A 15,688-nucleotide genomic window follows, 5' to 3' on the forward strand; every position below is an offset into this window, starting at 1 on the left:
AGCAGCCCTGAAGCAAAACGACGGCGGCATCAGCCAGGACGAAGAATGTCCCATGCTGATGCCGCCGTTTGCTTTCACTCTCTACTCCATTTCACTGCTTACGTTGTTCAGCTCATGCATCCGCGATCAACGTGGCCTCATCAATCGTTCCATCACTGCCCGCGCGGCGGGCCACATCACGCTGCCGTGGTCTTCGCCCTCGATCAGTCGCCACTGGACGGCTACCTGCGGACAGTGCTCGCGCAGCTGGCGTGCATGCTCATGGGCGTTGTCGATCATCGCGCGCTGGACACGCAGCCTGTCACGCTCAGGGTCCTGCCGCCTGGGCTGCGGCGATTGCTCTCGTCCGCCAGCGGCGATGTACACCGGGCCCGCCGCCTCGGAGCAGGCAAGACGCAGCGGCCAGCTGGCCGGGTCATTCTCCTGCCGCCACCACAGCGAAGGGCTGATCGCGAAGATCGCCCCGAAGGCCTCGGGCGCCTTCTGCTGGGCATGGAGCGCGAACAGGCCGCCGAGTGAGTGGCCGACCAGCGCAGGCCGCGTGAGATCGAGCGGATAGCGTGAGGCCAGTGCAGGCGGCAGACCCTGGGTCAGATAGTCGAGGAAATCCTTGCCACCGCCGGTACCCTCTGGCGCCGTGCCGGTGGTGAGCGGTGGCGTGAAATCCTTGAAGCGTGCTTTAGAGATAAAGGCTCTGTCAGGGCCGCGACCGCCACTCCCCGCATAACCGACCGCGACGATGGCGAGGTCTGACGGCGCCTTGTCAAATCCACGGCGTCCCAATATGTCGCGCGCTGCCGTGAACAGATCCAGATGGCGATTGCCATCCAGCACCAGCAGTACCGGATAGCCGCCCTCGGGCGGTGCGATCTGCGGCAGCGCCACCTGGATCAGGTAGTCATGTCCCGTGGTGGATGAGTGCTGCGTGAATGCGGTCGTCGTTCCCTGCAGCACCCTGGCGTCTCCCATGTGGCTCATGACGGGGGCGGATGACAGCAGCACGCCTGACGTCACTCCTGTCATCACCCACCGACGTCCCCAGCCACGCAGTCGGTCGTGCAAGCGGTGGTGCCATCGGTCATGCAACGGTGGACGAGCGCGAGAAAGGCGCCCCTGTCCTTCCCACACTGCCAGTGTCGTCTTGATGAGTGTCATGCTCAGAACTCGTACTTCATGGTCGCGACGGCGCTGGCCGGACGTCCCACGAAGTTGAAGACACTGGCCGAACCGGCGCGCACGTAATATTCACGATCGAACAGGTTGTAGACGTTGAGCTGGCCACTGAGTTTGGGCGTGAACTGATAGCCGAGCATGGCATCGAACACCGCATAGCCCGGTGCCTGGATGGTGCCCTGGGTGCTGTCGAAATCGCTCAGTGCCGTCATCCCGGCACCGACGGAAACGCCATCCAGCAGGTTGCCCTCGAAGCGATACTGGGTCCACAGATTGACCATGTTGTTGGGCATCAGCATCAGCAGTGCATCGGAGCTGCCGGCCTCCAGCACCTCGGAATCCATGTAGGTGTAGCCGAAGATGACATCCCACTGCGGCGTGATGTTGCCGGCCAGTTCAAGCTCCGCACCGGTGATGCGCATCTTGCCGGAATCCACCGAGTAACTGACGCTACCGTCGGTCGAGGAGGCAGCGCGGTGGCTATCGGTCAGCTGGAAACCACTGATACGCGCATTCAGTGCGCCATCCAGATAGCTGCCCTTGATCCCGATCTCGTATTGCTCGCCTTCGCGCGGGTCGATCAGGTCGCCATCCTCGCCTTCGCGGGTCTGTGGCTCGAAGACTCTGGAGTAGCTGGCATAGAGGGAGTGGTCGGCGTCCAGGTCATAGACGAGTCCGCCATAGGGCGTGACGGCGGTGTCCTGCATGTCGCTGCTGCCGCCATTGAGCTTGTCTACGGTCTCGGCCGAGAACTGGCTGACCCGCGCCCCCAGTATCACCGCCAGCGGTGCCACGGGACGCAGTGTCACCTTGCCGTACAGGCCCTGCTCCTCCAAGGTGGTCTCGGTGCGCGACAGGCTGTAGCCGCTCACGCCATCACGGGCATTGCCGAGTATGTCGACATAGGACAGAGAGTTCAGCTCGCTGATGCTGGCGCTGGAGCCGGTCAGGTTGCCGGTGCGCGCCGCGGTGGTATCCGAGTCCGATGTCTTGTAATCGACCCCGACCACGAATTCGTTCTGGTTGCCGAAGGCATCGAAGCCCTGGGTGTAGCTGGCATCCACGCTCACCGAGGTCTCATCGGTGAAACCGGCATAGCCCGCGACACTGCTCAAGTCGCCGGTATCACTCAGTGCCGAGCCACTGTAGGCGTATTCGTAATCCGCATTGCGATCACTGTAACGCGCCGCCAGTCGGCCATAGCCGCGTGAGCTGAAGCGGTGGGTAAGCTCGGCGATCACATCGGTGGCATCGCTCTCGAAGCTGTTCCAGTCCGTGCCGTAGAATGCCGAACGGCGGCCATAGGTGAAGTTGTTGTCACCATCGACCGGCTGACCCTGATTGACGGTGATGTCCTTGGTGTTGTGGATCACCCCCAGTGACAGCTCGGTATTCTCGTCGAGATCGATATCCAGCGCGCCATAGAAATCATTCAGCGTGTTGTCGTTGTCATCCACCCATTGCGCCTGCTCGGTGGAGCGGGTCACCAGGCGTCCGCGGATACGGCCCTGCTCATCGATGGGCCCGGAGAGATCGACACTGACGCTTCGGTCTTCCAGCGTACCGACACTGCCGCTGATGGCGCCCTGGAAGGTATCGGTCGGGCGCTTGCGCACCAGATTGATCACACCGCCCAGCTCACTGGTGCTGTTGAACAGGCCGGACGGCCCACGCATAACCTCGACCCGGTCGATGGCGGTCAGGGAAGGCACCGAGCCCGTCAGACTCGACATCGGCGGGGACAGCCCATCGATGCTGTAGGCATCGTATTCATAGCCGCGCGCGAAGATCGAGGAACGACCGCTGTCATTGTTCAGCACCCGCACACCCGGCGTACGTGCCGCCAGCTGATCCAGCGTGATGAAGTTATGGTCCTCGATGGCATCATGGGTCACCACGCTCACCGACTGCGGAATGTCGCGCAGCGAGGCCGGCACCTTCGAGCCCACCTTGGCAGCGTCAACACTGTAGCCGCCGCTCTGCTCACTGGACGCCATGTCATACAGACGCAGCCCCGTCACCCGCTGGGTATCCAGCACCATCGTCGCGTCTTCCGCCTGTGCCGGCAGACTGACCGGCACCACACCTGCCCCGATCATCAGACGACGCGTGCCTGCCCCGCACAGACCGCGTCCTCGTGCATTCACCTTCTTCATCGTGTCCCCTTGCCTGTCGTGTCCTGGATCATCGCCACTAATGATAACTATTTGCATCTGACGTGCTGACGGGGCATTTTGGCACTCTAGGACGACAAAAACCTTTGCGGAACCCTCCCTGATGTTTGCAGGTGCGACAAGATGAGCCTTACCCCCCCTCCCGGCCTCGCCAGTTCTCACACCTCGGCAAGCGCACGCCACCGGATCATCGAACTCGATCACGTGCATCGCATGGCGCGCGCGCTGACCAGCGACCACCAATGCCAGCCAGCCGAGGGCCAGTCCGCTGACGGCGCCTTGATCGGCAACATGCATCTACAGGAAGCGCAGCCGGGACTGTTCATGCGCCTCAACCGCATCCGCAAGCGGGCGGATCTGATGATTCGCTCCCGCATCGAGCCATCGCTGAAGATCGCCGTGGTATGGCGTGGCGAGCCCAGGGTCAGTTTCGGGCCACAGCGCCATGCGCTGAAACCGGGCCGAGCGCTGTGCATCGCCCTCGACGAGCCCACCGAATTCCGGCTGCAAAGCCCCAAGGGGGCTTATGAGCACAGCGCCATCCTCACGCTGACGCCGGCCTGGCTGAAATGGCACCTGAACGTCTCACGTGCCAGTGAGGTGATGTCCCACATGCGCCATCTGGCGCATTTCCACTGGTGGCCGTCCCCGCGTCTGCTGGAACGATTGGACACCTTCAGCCGACAGCGACCCACCTCCCCGGGAGACGGCAGACTGGAAGGAAACGCTGGAAGAATGGATCCACAACGGGGAAGTCGCCTATCAAAGTCAGGCGGAGATCGCCGCTCGTCTGGGCATGAGCGTGCGCCAGTTGCAGCGCCGCTATCGCGACGCCTACGGCAAGACCATGACGCAGGACCTGAGACGACGACAATTGGTCCGTGCCGCTCATCTGCTTCAGGACCGCAATGTCACGGTGGAGGCCGCGGCCGAAATGGCGGGGTATCGCAGCGCCGCCAATTTCGCCACCGCCTTTCGTCGCCAGTTCGGCGTGCCACCCAGTCAGCGGCCTGTCATTGACAACAGCGCGGTGTAGGGTGGGTCGACATGCAAGGGGGGACGGTCAGGGCAAGGCGCTGGATGTCAGGCGTATGCGGCAAGGAAGCGGACAAGTCGTGTCATCACTTCCTCTGGCTGTTCGCGATGCGGAACATGTCCGCAGTCGTCGAGAAGATGCAGCTCAGCGCCGCGCCCCGCGTTCTCGGTCAGGCGCGCCGGCTGGGAAGCACTTCCGTACTCATCCTGCGCGCCATGGATCACCAACAGCGGACAACGCAACGCTGCCAGAGAGGCATCGAGACACCAGTCACGAAAAGCGGGGGCCAGCCAACTATCGATCCAGGCGCTGAGCACCCACTCGGTCCTGGAGCCGTGATATCGGGCAAGTCGTGCGCGCTGGTCGGGCTCGGCAAACAGGCGTTGCGCTTCACGGATACCATTCAGGGTCAGCTCCTCGACCATCGCCTGCGCCGCCAGCGTGATGACAGCCTGACAACGCACATGATGTGTCGCGGCGCCGGCGATGGCCATGCCCCCGCCGACACTGTGGCCAAGCAGGATGAAGCGCTCCAGCGCGAGCCCCTCGATCACGGCCTGCAAGTCGCCGCGAGCCTCCTGCTCGATGAAATCCAGCGGCATGGGGTGATGGCGTGCCTCCGAACGGCCGAAGCCTGCTCGGTCGTAGGCGATTACCTCGCGTCCGCTACTGACCGCCAGCGTTGCAGGAAAGCCTCGCCACAGCGCCACGCATCCCAGTGAGTCATGCAGCAGAATGATGGGCGCACGCACTGGGTTAATGGCCGGGACGGCAGGCTGCCATCGGGCCACGAACAACGCACCATACGGGCCTTGCAACCAGTTCTGCTGGTATATGATGTCTTGTGATGTCACATCCATGTCTCCTGTGCCCACCATGATGGAATCTCCGAGCTGTCGCTCTCAAGACACTGCCACAGCCCGCGCCGGGAAACGCTTAGACATCCTGATGACCCATTGCTAATGTTGGGCGTCGTCGCGGTATGCGCCCCTGTTGGTGTTGGCGGCAGATCGCAAACAGCACGAACGAAAAGCGCACGAACGAAAAGCGCACGACAGAACAAGAACTTCGCCACGCTCTCGCACAAGGACACTGTCATGTCGGTTGACAACATGAAGCTGGAATCCCTCGCCCTGCATCACGGCTATACCTCGGAATCCACCACCAAGGCCGCGGCGGTGCCGATCTACCAGACCACTTCCTACACCTTCGATGATACCCAGCACGGCGCGGATCTCTTCGACCTCAAGGTGCCGGGCAACATCTATACCCGCATCATGAACCCGACCAATGACGTGCTGGAGCAACGCATGGCCGCCGTCGAGGGCGGTATCGCAGCGCTGGCGGTGTCATCCGGCATGGCGGCGATCACCTATGCCATCCAGGCGCTGGTACAGGTCGGCGACAACATCGTCAGCACCAGTCAGCTGTATGGCGGCACCTACAACCTGTTCGCCCACAGCCTGCCGCGTCAGGGGGTCGAGGTGCGCATGGCGGCCTTTGATGACTTCACCGCACTCGAAGCACTGATCGATGACAAGACCAAAGCGGTTTTCTGCGAGTCCATCGGCAATCCTGCCGGCAACATCGTCGATCTCGAGCGTCTGGCCGAGATCGCCCACAGGCATGGCGTGCCGCTGATCGTCGACAACACCGTTGCCACCCCGGTACTGTGTCGCGCCTTCGAACACGGCGCCGATATCGTGATCCACTCGCTGACCAAGTACATCGGCGGCCACGGCACCACCGTGGGTGGCATCATCATCGATTCCGGCAAGTTCGACTGGGTCGCCAACAAGGACCGCTTCCCGATCCTCAACGAGCCGGACCCCTCCTACCACGGCGTCGTCTACACCGAAGCCTTTGGCCCGGCTGCCTATATCGGTCGCTGTCGCGTGGTGCCGCTGCGCAATACCGGCGCAGCACTGTCACCGCAGAGTGCCTTCCTGCTGTTGCAGGGCCTGGAAACCCTCAGCCTGCGCATGGAGCGCCACTGCAGCAATGCGCTCGCACTGGCCGAATACCTTCAACAGCACCCGAGCGTCAGCTGGGTCAACTACGGTGCCCTGCCGGACAGCCCCTATCACGCCACCTGCCAGAAGATCACCGGCGGCAAGGCCTCCGGCATCATCAGTTTCGGTATCAAGACGGACGCGACAGGTGACGACAAGGCCGAAGCCGGGCGCATCGCCGGCGGCAAGTTCATCGATGCGCTGCAGATGATTCTGCGCCTGGTCAATATCGGCGATGCCAAGTCACTGGCCTGTCACCCGGCCTCCACCACTCACCGCCAGCTCAACGAGGAAGAACTGGCCAAGGCCGGCGTCTCGGCGGATCTGGTGCGCATCTCGGTGGGGATCGAGCACATAGACGACATCATCGCCGATGTCAGCCAGGCACTGGACAAGGCGGTGGCCTGACGCGGGAGCGGTTCTTAAACGACAGTCAGGCGACATTGAGGCGCCAACCAGGCAGTCTCAGTCATATCTCAGCGCCCGCGAAGACTCGCTTCTTCGCGGGCGCCTTGTGTTGCGTATCCCGATGACTGTACTTCTCTCAGGCCTGCCAGACCTGCAAGAGACAACAAGAAAGATAACGGTATATATACAGCTAGGCCGTCATGTCGGCGGGACATCCAGACTCAGCATAAATCTGATTAATACCAAGAATAAAAAATCGAAACTACCGAAATACACGAGCAGAACACACTCTTGGCTCAAGGCGCACACAGAGGCGCCTGTCACGACGATAACAACTCCAAGAGGTGTCCCGATGAAATCCGTCCAGTTGAAGCCAGCCCTGCTGACCACCGCCATCGCGGTGGCATGTGCCTTGCCGCTGAGCGCCGCTCAGGCCCAGGATATCAAGCTCGGCCACGTGCTGGCGCCCACCCATAGCTGGAACATCGCGGCGGAAGGCTTCGCCAAGGATGTCGCCGAGGCCACTGATGGCCGCGTCAATTTCCAGGTCTTCCCCAGTGGTCAGCTCGGCAACGAGAAGACCGTCGTCGAAGGCATGCAGATCGGCAGTGTGCCGGCCGGCGTGATCGGCTGTGGTTCCTTCCAGCCGCTGGATGCGCGCTTCGGCATCGTCGAACTGCCCTACTCCTGGCCGGATCGCAAACACGCCTACGCAGCCTATGACGGCAAGCTGGGCGATGCGCTCGAGGACATCGCCGACGAGCACAACATGAAGATCCTGTCGTGGTGGGAGAACGGCTTCCGTCACGTCACCAACAACCGTGGCCCCATCACCACCCCGGAAGACCTCGCGGGTCTTAAGATTCGCGTCACGCCGGACAAGATGCGTCTGGATACCTTCACCGCGCTGGGCTCAAGCCCCGCACCGCTGTCCTTCGGTGAGCTCTACTCCGCGCTGCAGCAGGGCGTGTTCGATGCCCAGGAAAACCCGCTGGCCATCATCTATTCCTCTTCCTTCAGCGAAGTGCAGGACTACGTCTCCCTCACCGGTCACGTCTGGGCCCCGGCGTGTCTGACCATGTCCAACTTCACCTGGAACCAGCTTTCCGAGCAGGATCAGGCGGCAGTGCAGAAGAGCGCCGACGAATGGCGTGACAAGCAGCGCGCGATGACCCAGAAGGATGACGCCGAGCTGGTCGCCAAGCTGGAAGAGGCCGGCATGCAGGTCAACGAGGTCGATACCGCGCCCTTCAATGCCAAGGTGCAGGGTGTCTGGGCCGAGTACACCGACGTCTTCGGGCCTGAGCTGATGGGCCTGGTCGAGCAATACCGCAAGGGCGAGTGACGATGTCTTCCGCCACTCCCTCCGTCAAGCCGCTGGCCGTGTTGTGTGCCGTGCGTACCTTGATGATCACCCTCTCACGTTGGAGCTGCCGGGGCTGTCTGGCCCTGGCTGCCAGCGGAGTCGCCGCGCTGTCGGCACTGGTGATCTGGACCGTCTTCATGCGCTGGGTCATGGGTCAGCCGCCGCACTGGGCAGAAGAGTTGCCGCAGCTGGTACTGGTATGGACCACCCTGCTGGCCGCGGTGTCCTGCACCCGCAACCGCACGCATCTGAGTGCAGGCCTGCTACCGCTGCTGGTGCGCTCGGTGCGTATCCAGCGCATCACCTGCCGCATCACTGACGTCATGATCCTGATCATGCTGATGATGCTGGCCAAGGCAGGCATGGACCTGACCGCCATCACCATGCGTCAGACCACCACTGCGCTGCAGATCCCGGCCGGTATCGTCTATCTGTCCGTGCCGCTGTGCTGCACCGCGATGGCCCTGATCCAGCTTGAGCATCTGTTGAGCCCTTCGGCCATCGCAGCCGAGATTCACGAGACAGATACCACTGCGTCTGACAACGCTTCATCTCGCCAAGGAGATGCCCCATGACACTCGGCGCCCTGGCTCTGCTCGGCGTCTTCGCGCTCGGCATCCTCATCGACATTCCCATCGCCTTCGCGCTGTTGATGTCGGCCCTCTTCTACCTGCTGGCCTTCGGTGCCGCGCCCATGATGGTCTCGGCGCAGCAATTCGTGGCCGGGATGGAAAGCTTCACCTTGCTGGCGATCCCGCTGTTCGTGCTCGCCGCCCAGTTGATGAACCGCGCCGGCCTGACCGAACGCCTGGTACGCCTGTGCATGGCGATGGTCGGTGACATCCGCGGCGGCCTGGCAGTGGTCGCGGTGCTCGCCTGCATGATGTTCGGCGCGCTGTCTGGCTCCGGCGTGGCGGACGTGATCGCCATCGGCAGCATGCTGCTGCCCACCATGGCCCGCAACGGCTATGACAAGGGCTTCAGCAGTGCGCTGGTCGGTACCGCCAGCTCCATCGGCACCGTGATTCCGCCCAGCATCGTGATGATCGTCTATGGCACCACCTCCAATACCTCAGTGGGCCAGCTGTTCATGGGCGGCATCATCCCCGGCCTGATGCTGACCGTCGCGCTGGTCGGCGTCGCTCTCTACATGTCACGCAAGCATGGCTGGTCGGGCGGTGTCGCGGCCCGTGTGCCCGGCGAGCGTCGCCGCGCCCTGCTCAGCGCCATGCCGGCCCTGATGGTGCCGGTGATGATCATCGGCGGTATCCGCTTCGGGGTCTTCACGCCCACCGAAGCCGCCGCCTCCGCGATTCTCTACGCCATCATCATCGGCACCTGTGTCTATCGCAGCCTGACCTGGCGCGGCTTCCTGGACAGTGTCCGCGCAACCGCCGAGACCACCGGCGCCATCCTGCTGATCATCGGTGCGGCCGGCATGTTCGCCTGGGGCCTGACCTACGAGCAGGTGCCGCAGGCCATCGCCCAGCTGATCGGCGAATTCACCGACAGCCGCATCAGCGTCCTGCTGCTGCTGACCGCCGTGCTGCTGGTACTGGGCTCCTTCATGGAAAGCGTGGCGATCATCATCATCGTGACGCCCATCGTGATGCCGCTGCTGGCGCAATACGGCATCAGCCCGGTGCACTTCGGGGTACTGCTGACCGTCAATCTGGCCATCGGCGCCAATACGCCGCCGCTGGGGATCGACCTGATGGCCGCCTGTCGCATCGCCGGCATCAACGTCAGCGACTCGCTGCGCCCGCTGGGCCTGATGCTGGGCGCGATGCTGACCGTGCTGATGCTGATCACCTTCATTCCGGAACTCGTGCTGTTCCTGCCCAACCTGATGGAGGGCTGAGTGATGACCACCGCCATGGACCACAAGCTTCCCCAGCGCTGGCTGTTCGTGCCGGGTGACGACGCCGCCCGTCTGCAGGCCGCCCTCACCAGCGGCGCCGATGCCATCGTGGTCGATCTCGAAGAGTTCACCCCGGCCGCCGGACGCAAGCTTGCCATCAGTCGCTTTGCCGACTTCGCCAGACGCGCCCGTGCCCTGAAGGTGTGGCCGGCCGTGCGCCTCAACCTGCTGGAGCACGGCGGTCGTGAAGAACTGGCAGAGCTGATCAGCACCACCCTGGGCGATGCCACCGGCACGCCCGCCGCCATCTTCCTGCCTGCCGTCGAGCAACGCGCCCAGCTGGCCGCGCTGGATGACGCCCTCGCCGAGCAGGAAGCCCTGCATGGCCTGCCACGGGGCAGTCTGAAGAGCGTCGCGACGCTGGAAAGCCAAGCCGGACTGCTGGCCGCCGAGGAACTGCTCGCCGCGGGCGATGACACGCCACGCCTGCTGGGAGCGCTGATCGGTACCGGGGACCTGGCCGCGGATCTGGGCCTGATGCCCAACCAGCCCGCCGCCACCATCACCGAGACGCTCAAGCCGTGGCGTCAGCGGCTGGCGCGGGCCTGCAAGACCCATCGCCGACTGGCCATCGATGGCCCGTGGCGCTGGAAGCACGGGCTGGGCACCGACCAGCACTGGGCCAATCAGCAGGGGCTGCAGGCGCGTTGCGTCATCTACCCCGAACAGCTCGAGGCGCTTTACGACCTCATGCCCGCTCGCGGCGCTGACCCGATGCCCGTCGACAGCACCGCGCCTCAGACCTGAGCCGCTGCCCTGCTGAGCGCCGCACCGAATTCATTACCGCGTCAAAACTACCGACGTCTCAACACCGATTTCTCAACATCCGAATTCTCAACATCCGAATTCTCAACAACAACGAGAGCACTCCCATGACTCAGGCCGCGAACACTTCCTCCGCTTCCACTCTGCCGCTGCGCAATGGCGGGCAGATCCTCGTCGATCAGATCCGTCTGCACGGTACCAAGCGTGTCTTCCTGGTGCCGGGCGAAAGCTACCTGCCGTGCATCGATGCGCTCAATGAGCACAAGGGCGCCATCGACCCCATCGTCTGCCGCCAGGAAAGTGGCGCGGGCTACATGGCCGAAGCCTACGGCAAGCTGACCAACGAGCCGGGCGTCTGCTTCGTCACCCGTGGCCCGGGCGCCACCAACGCCTCTATCGCCGTGCACACCGCCTATCAGGATTCCACACCGATGATCCTGTTCATCGGTCAGGTCGGTGGCGACTTCATCGAGCGCGAAGCCTTCCAGGAAATCGATTACCGCCGCATGTTCGGCGAGATGACCAAGTGGGTCGCGCAGATCGACGACACCTCGCGCATTCCGGAATACATCGCCCGCGCCTATCAGGTGGCGCGCAGCGGTCGTCCAGGGCCGGTGGTGCTGGCACTGCCGGAAGACACCCTGTGGGGCGAGGCGCAGGTCGCGGACGTCAAGCCGCACCCGCGCCTGATGACCTATCCGGGACAGCCGCAGCTGGATGAGCTCAAGGGCCTGCTCGCCAGCGCCGAGCGCCCCTTCCTGCTGGTCGGCGGCAGCGGCTGGACCCGCGACGCCCAGGTCGCGCTGGAAGGCTTCGCCCAGCGCTTCGACATCCCCACCGGTGTCGCCTGGCGCCGTCTGGAATGCGTCGATGCCGAACTGCCGCAATTCGCCGGTCACGTCGGCATGGGCATGCACGCCGAGCTGCGCCAGCAACTCCTCGAGAGTGACTTGGTGATCGCCGTCGGTACCCGCATCGGCGAAGCCACCAGCGAAGGCTATAGCTGGATGCAGTCACCGGTGCCGACCCAGAAGCTGGTGCATGTCTATGCAGACCCGGATGAGCTGGGGCGTGTCTATCAGCCGACGCTGGCCATCAATACCGACGTCAACGGCTTCGCGCTGGCGCTCTCCACCCTGTCACCGGACAGCGCGCCACGCTGGTCCGGCATCACCCGCGAGGCGCGCGCCGCCTATCTGGCCACGCTTGAGGAACAGCCGTCGCCGGGCCCGCTGAGCCTGGACAAGGTCAGCCTGACCGTCGACCGCATCCTCGATGGCAAGGGCTGCATCAGCGTCGGCGCCGGCAACTACGCGCTCTACGCCCACCGCTACGTGCGCTTCCGTGGCCTGGGCAGCTCGCTGGCCCCGACCGTCGGTTCCATGGGTTACGGCCTGCCCGCCGCCATTTCCAGCAAGCTCGAATTCCCGGAACGCCCCGCCGTCTGCTACGCCGGTGATGGCTGCTTCCAGATGAATCTGCAGGAACTGGGCGTGGCACTGCAGTACCGCCTCGGCATCGTGGTGCTGGTGTTCAACAACGGTATGTGGGGCACCATCCGCGCCCACCAGGAAAACGACTTCCCGGGCCGCGAGATCGCCCTGACCTTCACCAACCCGGACTTCGCCGCGCTGGTCACCGCCTACGGCGGCCTCGGTCAGGTGGTGGAGAAGGACGAGGACTTCGAGGAAAGCTTCACGCGCGCGCTGGAATTCGCCGACCGCGAGCATCTGCCGGCCCTGATCGAGCTGCGTTATGACCCGGACGGCATCGCCCCGGGCAAGCTGCTGAGCGGCATCCGCGAAGACGCCCTGACACGCAACGACAAGGCAGGTATCTGACATGAGCACATCCTCAACTCAAGCGACTCAAGACGTGCTGGACTCCCTCGCCCTGCGCGTCGATGGCAAGCGCCTGTGGGACGCGCTTATGACACTGGCCGAGATCGGCGCGACGCCCAAGGGCGGCAACTGCCGTCTGGCACTCACCGAAGAAGACCGCGCCGGCCGCGAGCTGGTCACCGGCTGGCTAGAGGCCGCTGGCCTGACACTGCGCGTCGACGAGATCGGCAACATCTTCGCCCGTCGTCCCGGCCGCAATGACAGCCTGCCGCCGGTCGCCACCGGCAGCCATATCGATACCCAGCCCACCGGCGGCAAGTTCGACGGCTGCTTCGGCGTGCTGGCTGGCCTGGAAGTCATGCGCGTGCTGGATGAACACGGCATCGAGACCGAAGCGCCGCTGGAAGTGGTGATCTGGACCAACGAGGAAGGCAGCCGCTTCGTGCCGGTGATGATGGGGTCCGGCGTGCATGCGGGCCTGATCCCGCTGGAGAAGGCACTGGCCGCCACCGACCGCGACGGCGACAGCGTTGCCGCGTCGCTTGAGCGCACCGGCTATGCCGGCGACGTGGCGGTGGGCAGCCATGATTTCGGCGCCTATTTCGAGGCGCATATCGAGCAGGGCCCGGTGCTGGAGCAGGAAGAGATCACCATCGGCGCCGTCACCGGCTCGCTGGGTCTGCACTGGTTCGACGTGGTGGTCAGCGGTCAGGAAGCCCACGCCGGCCCGACGCCGATGCCCTACCGCCGCGATGCGCTCAAGACCGCCTGCGCGCTGGTCAGCGACATCCTGACGCTGGCCGATGACTACCAGCCCAACGGCCGCGTCACCTGTGGCGAATTCAATGTGCATCCCAACTCGCGCAACGTGATTCCGGGCCAGGTGCGCTTCAGTGTCGACCTGCGCCACCTGGAACCGGCGGTACTGGCCGAGATGCACGACCAGCTCAAGGCGCTGTGCCTCAAGCATCACGCCGCCAACCAGAGCGACAAGCAACGCGTGGACATCGAGCTGATCGAAGTGCAGCACATTCCGCCGACGCCCTTCGCGCCGGAACTGATCGAGATGGTGCGCAGTGCAAGTCAGGAACTGAACCTCAGCTTCCGCGACATGGAAACCGGTGCCGGTCACGACGCCGTGCAGATCGCCGGCATCAATCCGGTGGCGATGATCTTCGTGCCCTGCGAGGACGGCATCAGCCACAACGAGAGCGAGAACGCCGAGCCTGCCGATCTCGAAGCCGGTGCCAACGTGCTGCTGCTGGCGATGCTCAAGCGCGCCGGTGTCGTCAGCCGCGGCTCTCTCGCCGACAGCGCCAACACCACGACCGCGGAGAACGCCCAATGAGCACTGCCACTGCTTCGACCACTGCCGCCCCACTGACCCATGCCGACTGGCAGCAGCGCGCGGCAGCGCTGACCTTCGAGACCCGTGCCTTCATTGACGGTGCCTATATGGAAAGCACCGGCTGCGACACCTTCCCGGCCTGGAATCCGGCCACCGGCGACGTGCTGGCGCATGTCACCGCCTGCACCGAGCAGGACATCGACCGCGCCGTGATGGCGGCGCGGCGTGCCTTCGACTCCGGCGTGTGGTCGCGCCAGTCACCCCAGGCGCGCAAGGCCGTGTTGCAACGCTTCTCGCAGCTGATCCGCGAGCATGCCGAAGAGCTGGCGCTGCTGCAGACATTGGAGATGGGGAAGCCGATCGGCGACAGCCTGGGCTTTGATCTGGCGGAAACCGCGCGCTCGGTGGCCTGGTATGCCGAGGCCATCGACAAGCATTACGACGAGATCGCGCCCACCGGCGAGAACGTGCACGCCACCATCACCCGTGAAGCGCTGGGTGTGGTCGCGGCGGTGGTGCCGTGGAACTTCCCGCTGATGATCGCGTCGTGGAAGTTCGCCCCGGCGCTGGCGCTGGGCAACAGCGTGGTACTCAAGCCGGCCGAATCCTCAAGCCTGAGCGCGCTGCGTCTGGCGGCACTCGCCGATGAAGCCGGCCTTCCGGCGGGCGTCTTCAACGTCACGCCAGGGCTGGGCGCGGTGGCGGGCCAGGCGCTTGGCCTGCACATGGAAGTCGATGCGCTTGCCTTCACCGGCTCCACCGCCACCGGCAAGCGCTTCATGCGCTACGCCAGCGACTCCAACTTGAAGCGGGTGTGGCTGGAATGCGGCGGCAAGTCGCCGCATATCGTGTTCGCCGATTGCCCGGATCTCGACATGGCCGCACGCGCCGCGGCAGACGCCATCTTCATCAATCAGGGCGAAGTCTGCATCGCCGGCTCCCGCCTGTACGTCGATGAGGCCATCTTCGATGACTTCATGCCGCGTCTGATCGCCTGCGCCCGTGCCATGCCGGCCGGTGATCCGCTCGACCCGGCCACGCGCATGGGGGCACTGGTCAGCGCGGACCACCACGAGAAGGTGCTCGGCTTCGTCGAGACGGCGCTCTCGGAAGGCATGACGCTGCACCAGGGCGGCCGCGCCATCACCCCTAGCGACGCCACCTCCGGCGGCTGGTATCTGGAGCCGACCATCGTGGAAGGCGGCCAGAACAGCACCGTGATGCGCGAGGAAATCTTCGGCCCGGTGCTGGGCGTGACCCGCTTCAACGGCGAGGAAGAAGCCATCGAACTGGCCAATGATTCCATCTACGGGCTGGGCGCTGGGCTGTGGACGCGGGATCTGGCGCGTGCCCATCGTGTCTCGCGGCGTTTGAAGGCGGGGCTGGTGTGGGTCAACTGCTACGCCGATGGCGATATCAGCGTGCCCTTCGGTGGCGTCAAGCAGTCCGGGTTCGGGCGTGACAAGTCACTGCACGCGCTGGACAAGTACTCCGACCTGAAGACCACCTGGATCAATCTTGCCTATTGAGCCGTCGGTCGGCCCTCGAGGGGCGCCCCCGAAGCGCCGCTGCCACCTGGACTGACTGGTGACAGCGGCGCGGGCCATTCAGAACGCGCTCCAGGACGGGCTTGAGGACGGGCTT

The 15,688-nt window shown here is 64.2% G+C and carries 12 protein-coding genes; 9 read left to right on the forward strand and 3 right to left on the reverse strand.

Features of this window, described 5'->3' with window-relative positions; genetic code table 11:
* Nucleotides 1-126: 126 nt before the first annotated feature.
* The gene (locus BOH68_RS08915; RefSeq protein WP_170877415.1) at nt 127-1,002 is read right to left on the reverse strand and encodes an alpha/beta hydrolase; all 876 of its coding nucleotides are present in this window, start codon (nt 1,000-1,002) and stop codon (nt 127-129) included.
* Nucleotides 1,003-1,157: 155 nt separating this feature from the next.
* Nucleotides 1,158-3,329 (reverse strand): TonB-dependent siderophore receptor, encoded by a 2,172-nt coding sequence (locus BOH68_RS08920; protein WP_077376054.1) that lies wholly within the window; start codon nt 3,327-3,329, stop codon nt 1,158-1,160.
* A gap of 808 nt (nt 3,330-4,137) precedes the next feature.
* On the opposite strand from BOH68_RS08920, the gene BOH68_RS08925 reads away from it, so the two are divergent.
* A complete protein-coding gene (locus tag BOH68_RS08925; RefSeq protein ID WP_258038292.1) occupies nt 4,138-4,383 on the forward strand; it encodes a helix-turn-helix transcriptional regulator in 246 nt (81 codons plus the stop codon).
* 47 nt (nt 4,384-4,430) lie between these two features.
* Here the strand turns inward: BOH68_RS08925 and BOH68_RS08930 are convergent, their stop codons facing one another.
* Nucleotides 4,431-5,237 carry an alpha/beta fold hydrolase gene (locus BOH68_RS08930; RefSeq protein WP_258038252.1) on the reverse strand — a complete coding sequence of 269 codons (807 nt, stop codon included), beginning with the start codon at nt 5,235-5,237 and terminating at the stop codon, nt 4,431-4,433.
* Nucleotides 5,238-5,495: 258 nt separating this feature from the next.
* On the opposite strand from BOH68_RS08930, the gene BOH68_RS08935 reads away from it, so the two are divergent.
* From BOH68_RS08935 to BOH68_RS08970, 8 genes are all read left to right on the forward strand, one after another.
* Nucleotides 5,496-6,803 carry an O-acetylhomoserine aminocarboxypropyltransferase/cysteine synthase family protein gene (locus BOH68_RS08935; RefSeq protein WP_077377308.1) on the forward strand — a complete coding sequence of 436 codons (1,308 nt, stop codon included), beginning with the start codon at nt 5,496-5,498 and terminating at the stop codon, nt 6,801-6,803.
* A gap of 352 nt (nt 6,804-7,155) precedes the next feature.
* Nucleotides 7,156-8,148, forward strand: coding sequence for a TRAP transporter substrate-binding protein (locus tag BOH68_RS08940; protein WP_077376043.1), 993 nt, complete (start codon nt 7,156-7,158; stop codon nt 8,146-8,148).
* Between the two features lie 2 nt (nt 8,149-8,150).
* Entirely contained in the window at nt 8,151-8,744 is a 594-nt protein-coding gene (locus BOH68_RS08945) for a TRAP transporter small permease (protein WP_225346708.1), read from the forward strand.
* A complete protein-coding gene (locus BOH68_RS08950; protein ID WP_054556959.1) occupies nt 8,741-10,030 on the forward strand; it encodes a TRAP transporter large permease in 1,290 nt (429 codons plus the stop codon). Before BOH68_RS08945 ends, BOH68_RS08950 begins: the two co-directional genes overlap by 4 nt.
* 3 nt (nt 10,031-10,033) lie before the next feature.
* Nucleotides 10,034-10,837 (forward strand): aldolase/citrate lyase family protein, encoded by an 804-nt coding sequence (locus tag BOH68_RS08955; protein WP_077376040.1) that lies wholly within the window; start codon nt 10,034-10,036, stop codon nt 10,835-10,837.
* Nucleotides 10,838-10,962: 125 nt separating this feature from the next.
* On the forward strand, nt 10,963-12,696 hold the full coding sequence (locus BOH68_RS08960) for a thiamine pyrophosphate-binding protein (RefSeq protein WP_077376038.1): 1,734 nt from the start codon (nt 10,963-10,965) through the stop codon (nt 12,694-12,696).
* Nucleotide 12,697: 1 nt separating this feature from the next.
* Nucleotides 12,698-14,044 (forward strand): Zn-dependent hydrolase, encoded by a 1,347-nt coding sequence (locus BOH68_RS08965; RefSeq protein WP_077376035.1) that lies wholly within the window; start codon nt 12,698-12,700, stop codon nt 14,042-14,044.
* Complete coding sequence (locus tag BOH68_RS08970) at nt 14,041-15,573, forward strand: aldehyde dehydrogenase (RefSeq protein ID WP_077376032.1); 1,533 nt, start codon at nt 14,041-14,043, stop codon at nt 15,571-15,573. Before BOH68_RS08965 ends, BOH68_RS08970 begins: the two co-directional genes overlap by 4 nt.
* The last annotated feature ends 115 nt before the right edge of the window (nt 15,574-15,688 follow it).

The organism is Cobetia sp. MM1IDA2H-1, assembly GCF_002916775.2.
Taxonomy (GTDB): Bacteria; Pseudomonadota; Gammaproteobacteria; order Pseudomonadales; family Halomonadaceae; genus Cobetia; species Cobetia marina.

Coding starts and splice junctions, on each gene's coding strand:
- BOH68_RS08920 (WP_077376054.1), bottom strand. CDS start 3,329: ATGAAGAAGGTGAATGCACGAGGACGCGGTCTGTGCGGGGCAGGCACG.
- BOH68_RS08955 (WP_077376040.1), top strand. CDS start 10,034: ATGACCACCGCCATGGACCACAAGCTTCCCCAGCGCTGGCTGTTCGTG.
- BOH68_RS08970 (WP_077376032.1), top strand. CDS start 14,041: ATGAGCACTGCCACTGCTTCGACCACTGCCGCCCCACTGACCCATGCC.
- BOH68_RS08950 (WP_054556959.1), top strand. CDS start 8,741: ATGACACTCGGCGCCCTGGCTCTGCTCGGCGTCTTCGCGCTCGGCATC.
- BOH68_RS08945 (WP_225346708.1), top strand. CDS start 8,151: ATGTCTTCCGCCACTCCCTCCGTCAAGCCGCTGGCCGTGTTGTGTGCC.
- BOH68_RS08940 (WP_077376043.1), top strand. CDS start 7,156: ATGAAATCCGTCCAGTTGAAGCCAGCCCTGCTGACCACCGCCATCGCG.
- BOH68_RS08935 (WP_077377308.1), top strand. CDS start 5,496: ATGAAGCTGGAATCCCTCGCCCTGCATCACGGCTATACCTCGGAATCC.
- BOH68_RS08965 (WP_077376035.1), top strand. CDS start 12,698: ATGAGCACATCCTCAACTCAAGCGACTCAAGACGTGCTGGACTCCCTC.
- BOH68_RS08960 (WP_077376038.1), top strand. CDS start 10,963: ATGACTCAGGCCGCGAACACTTCCTCCGCTTCCACTCTGCCGCTGCGC.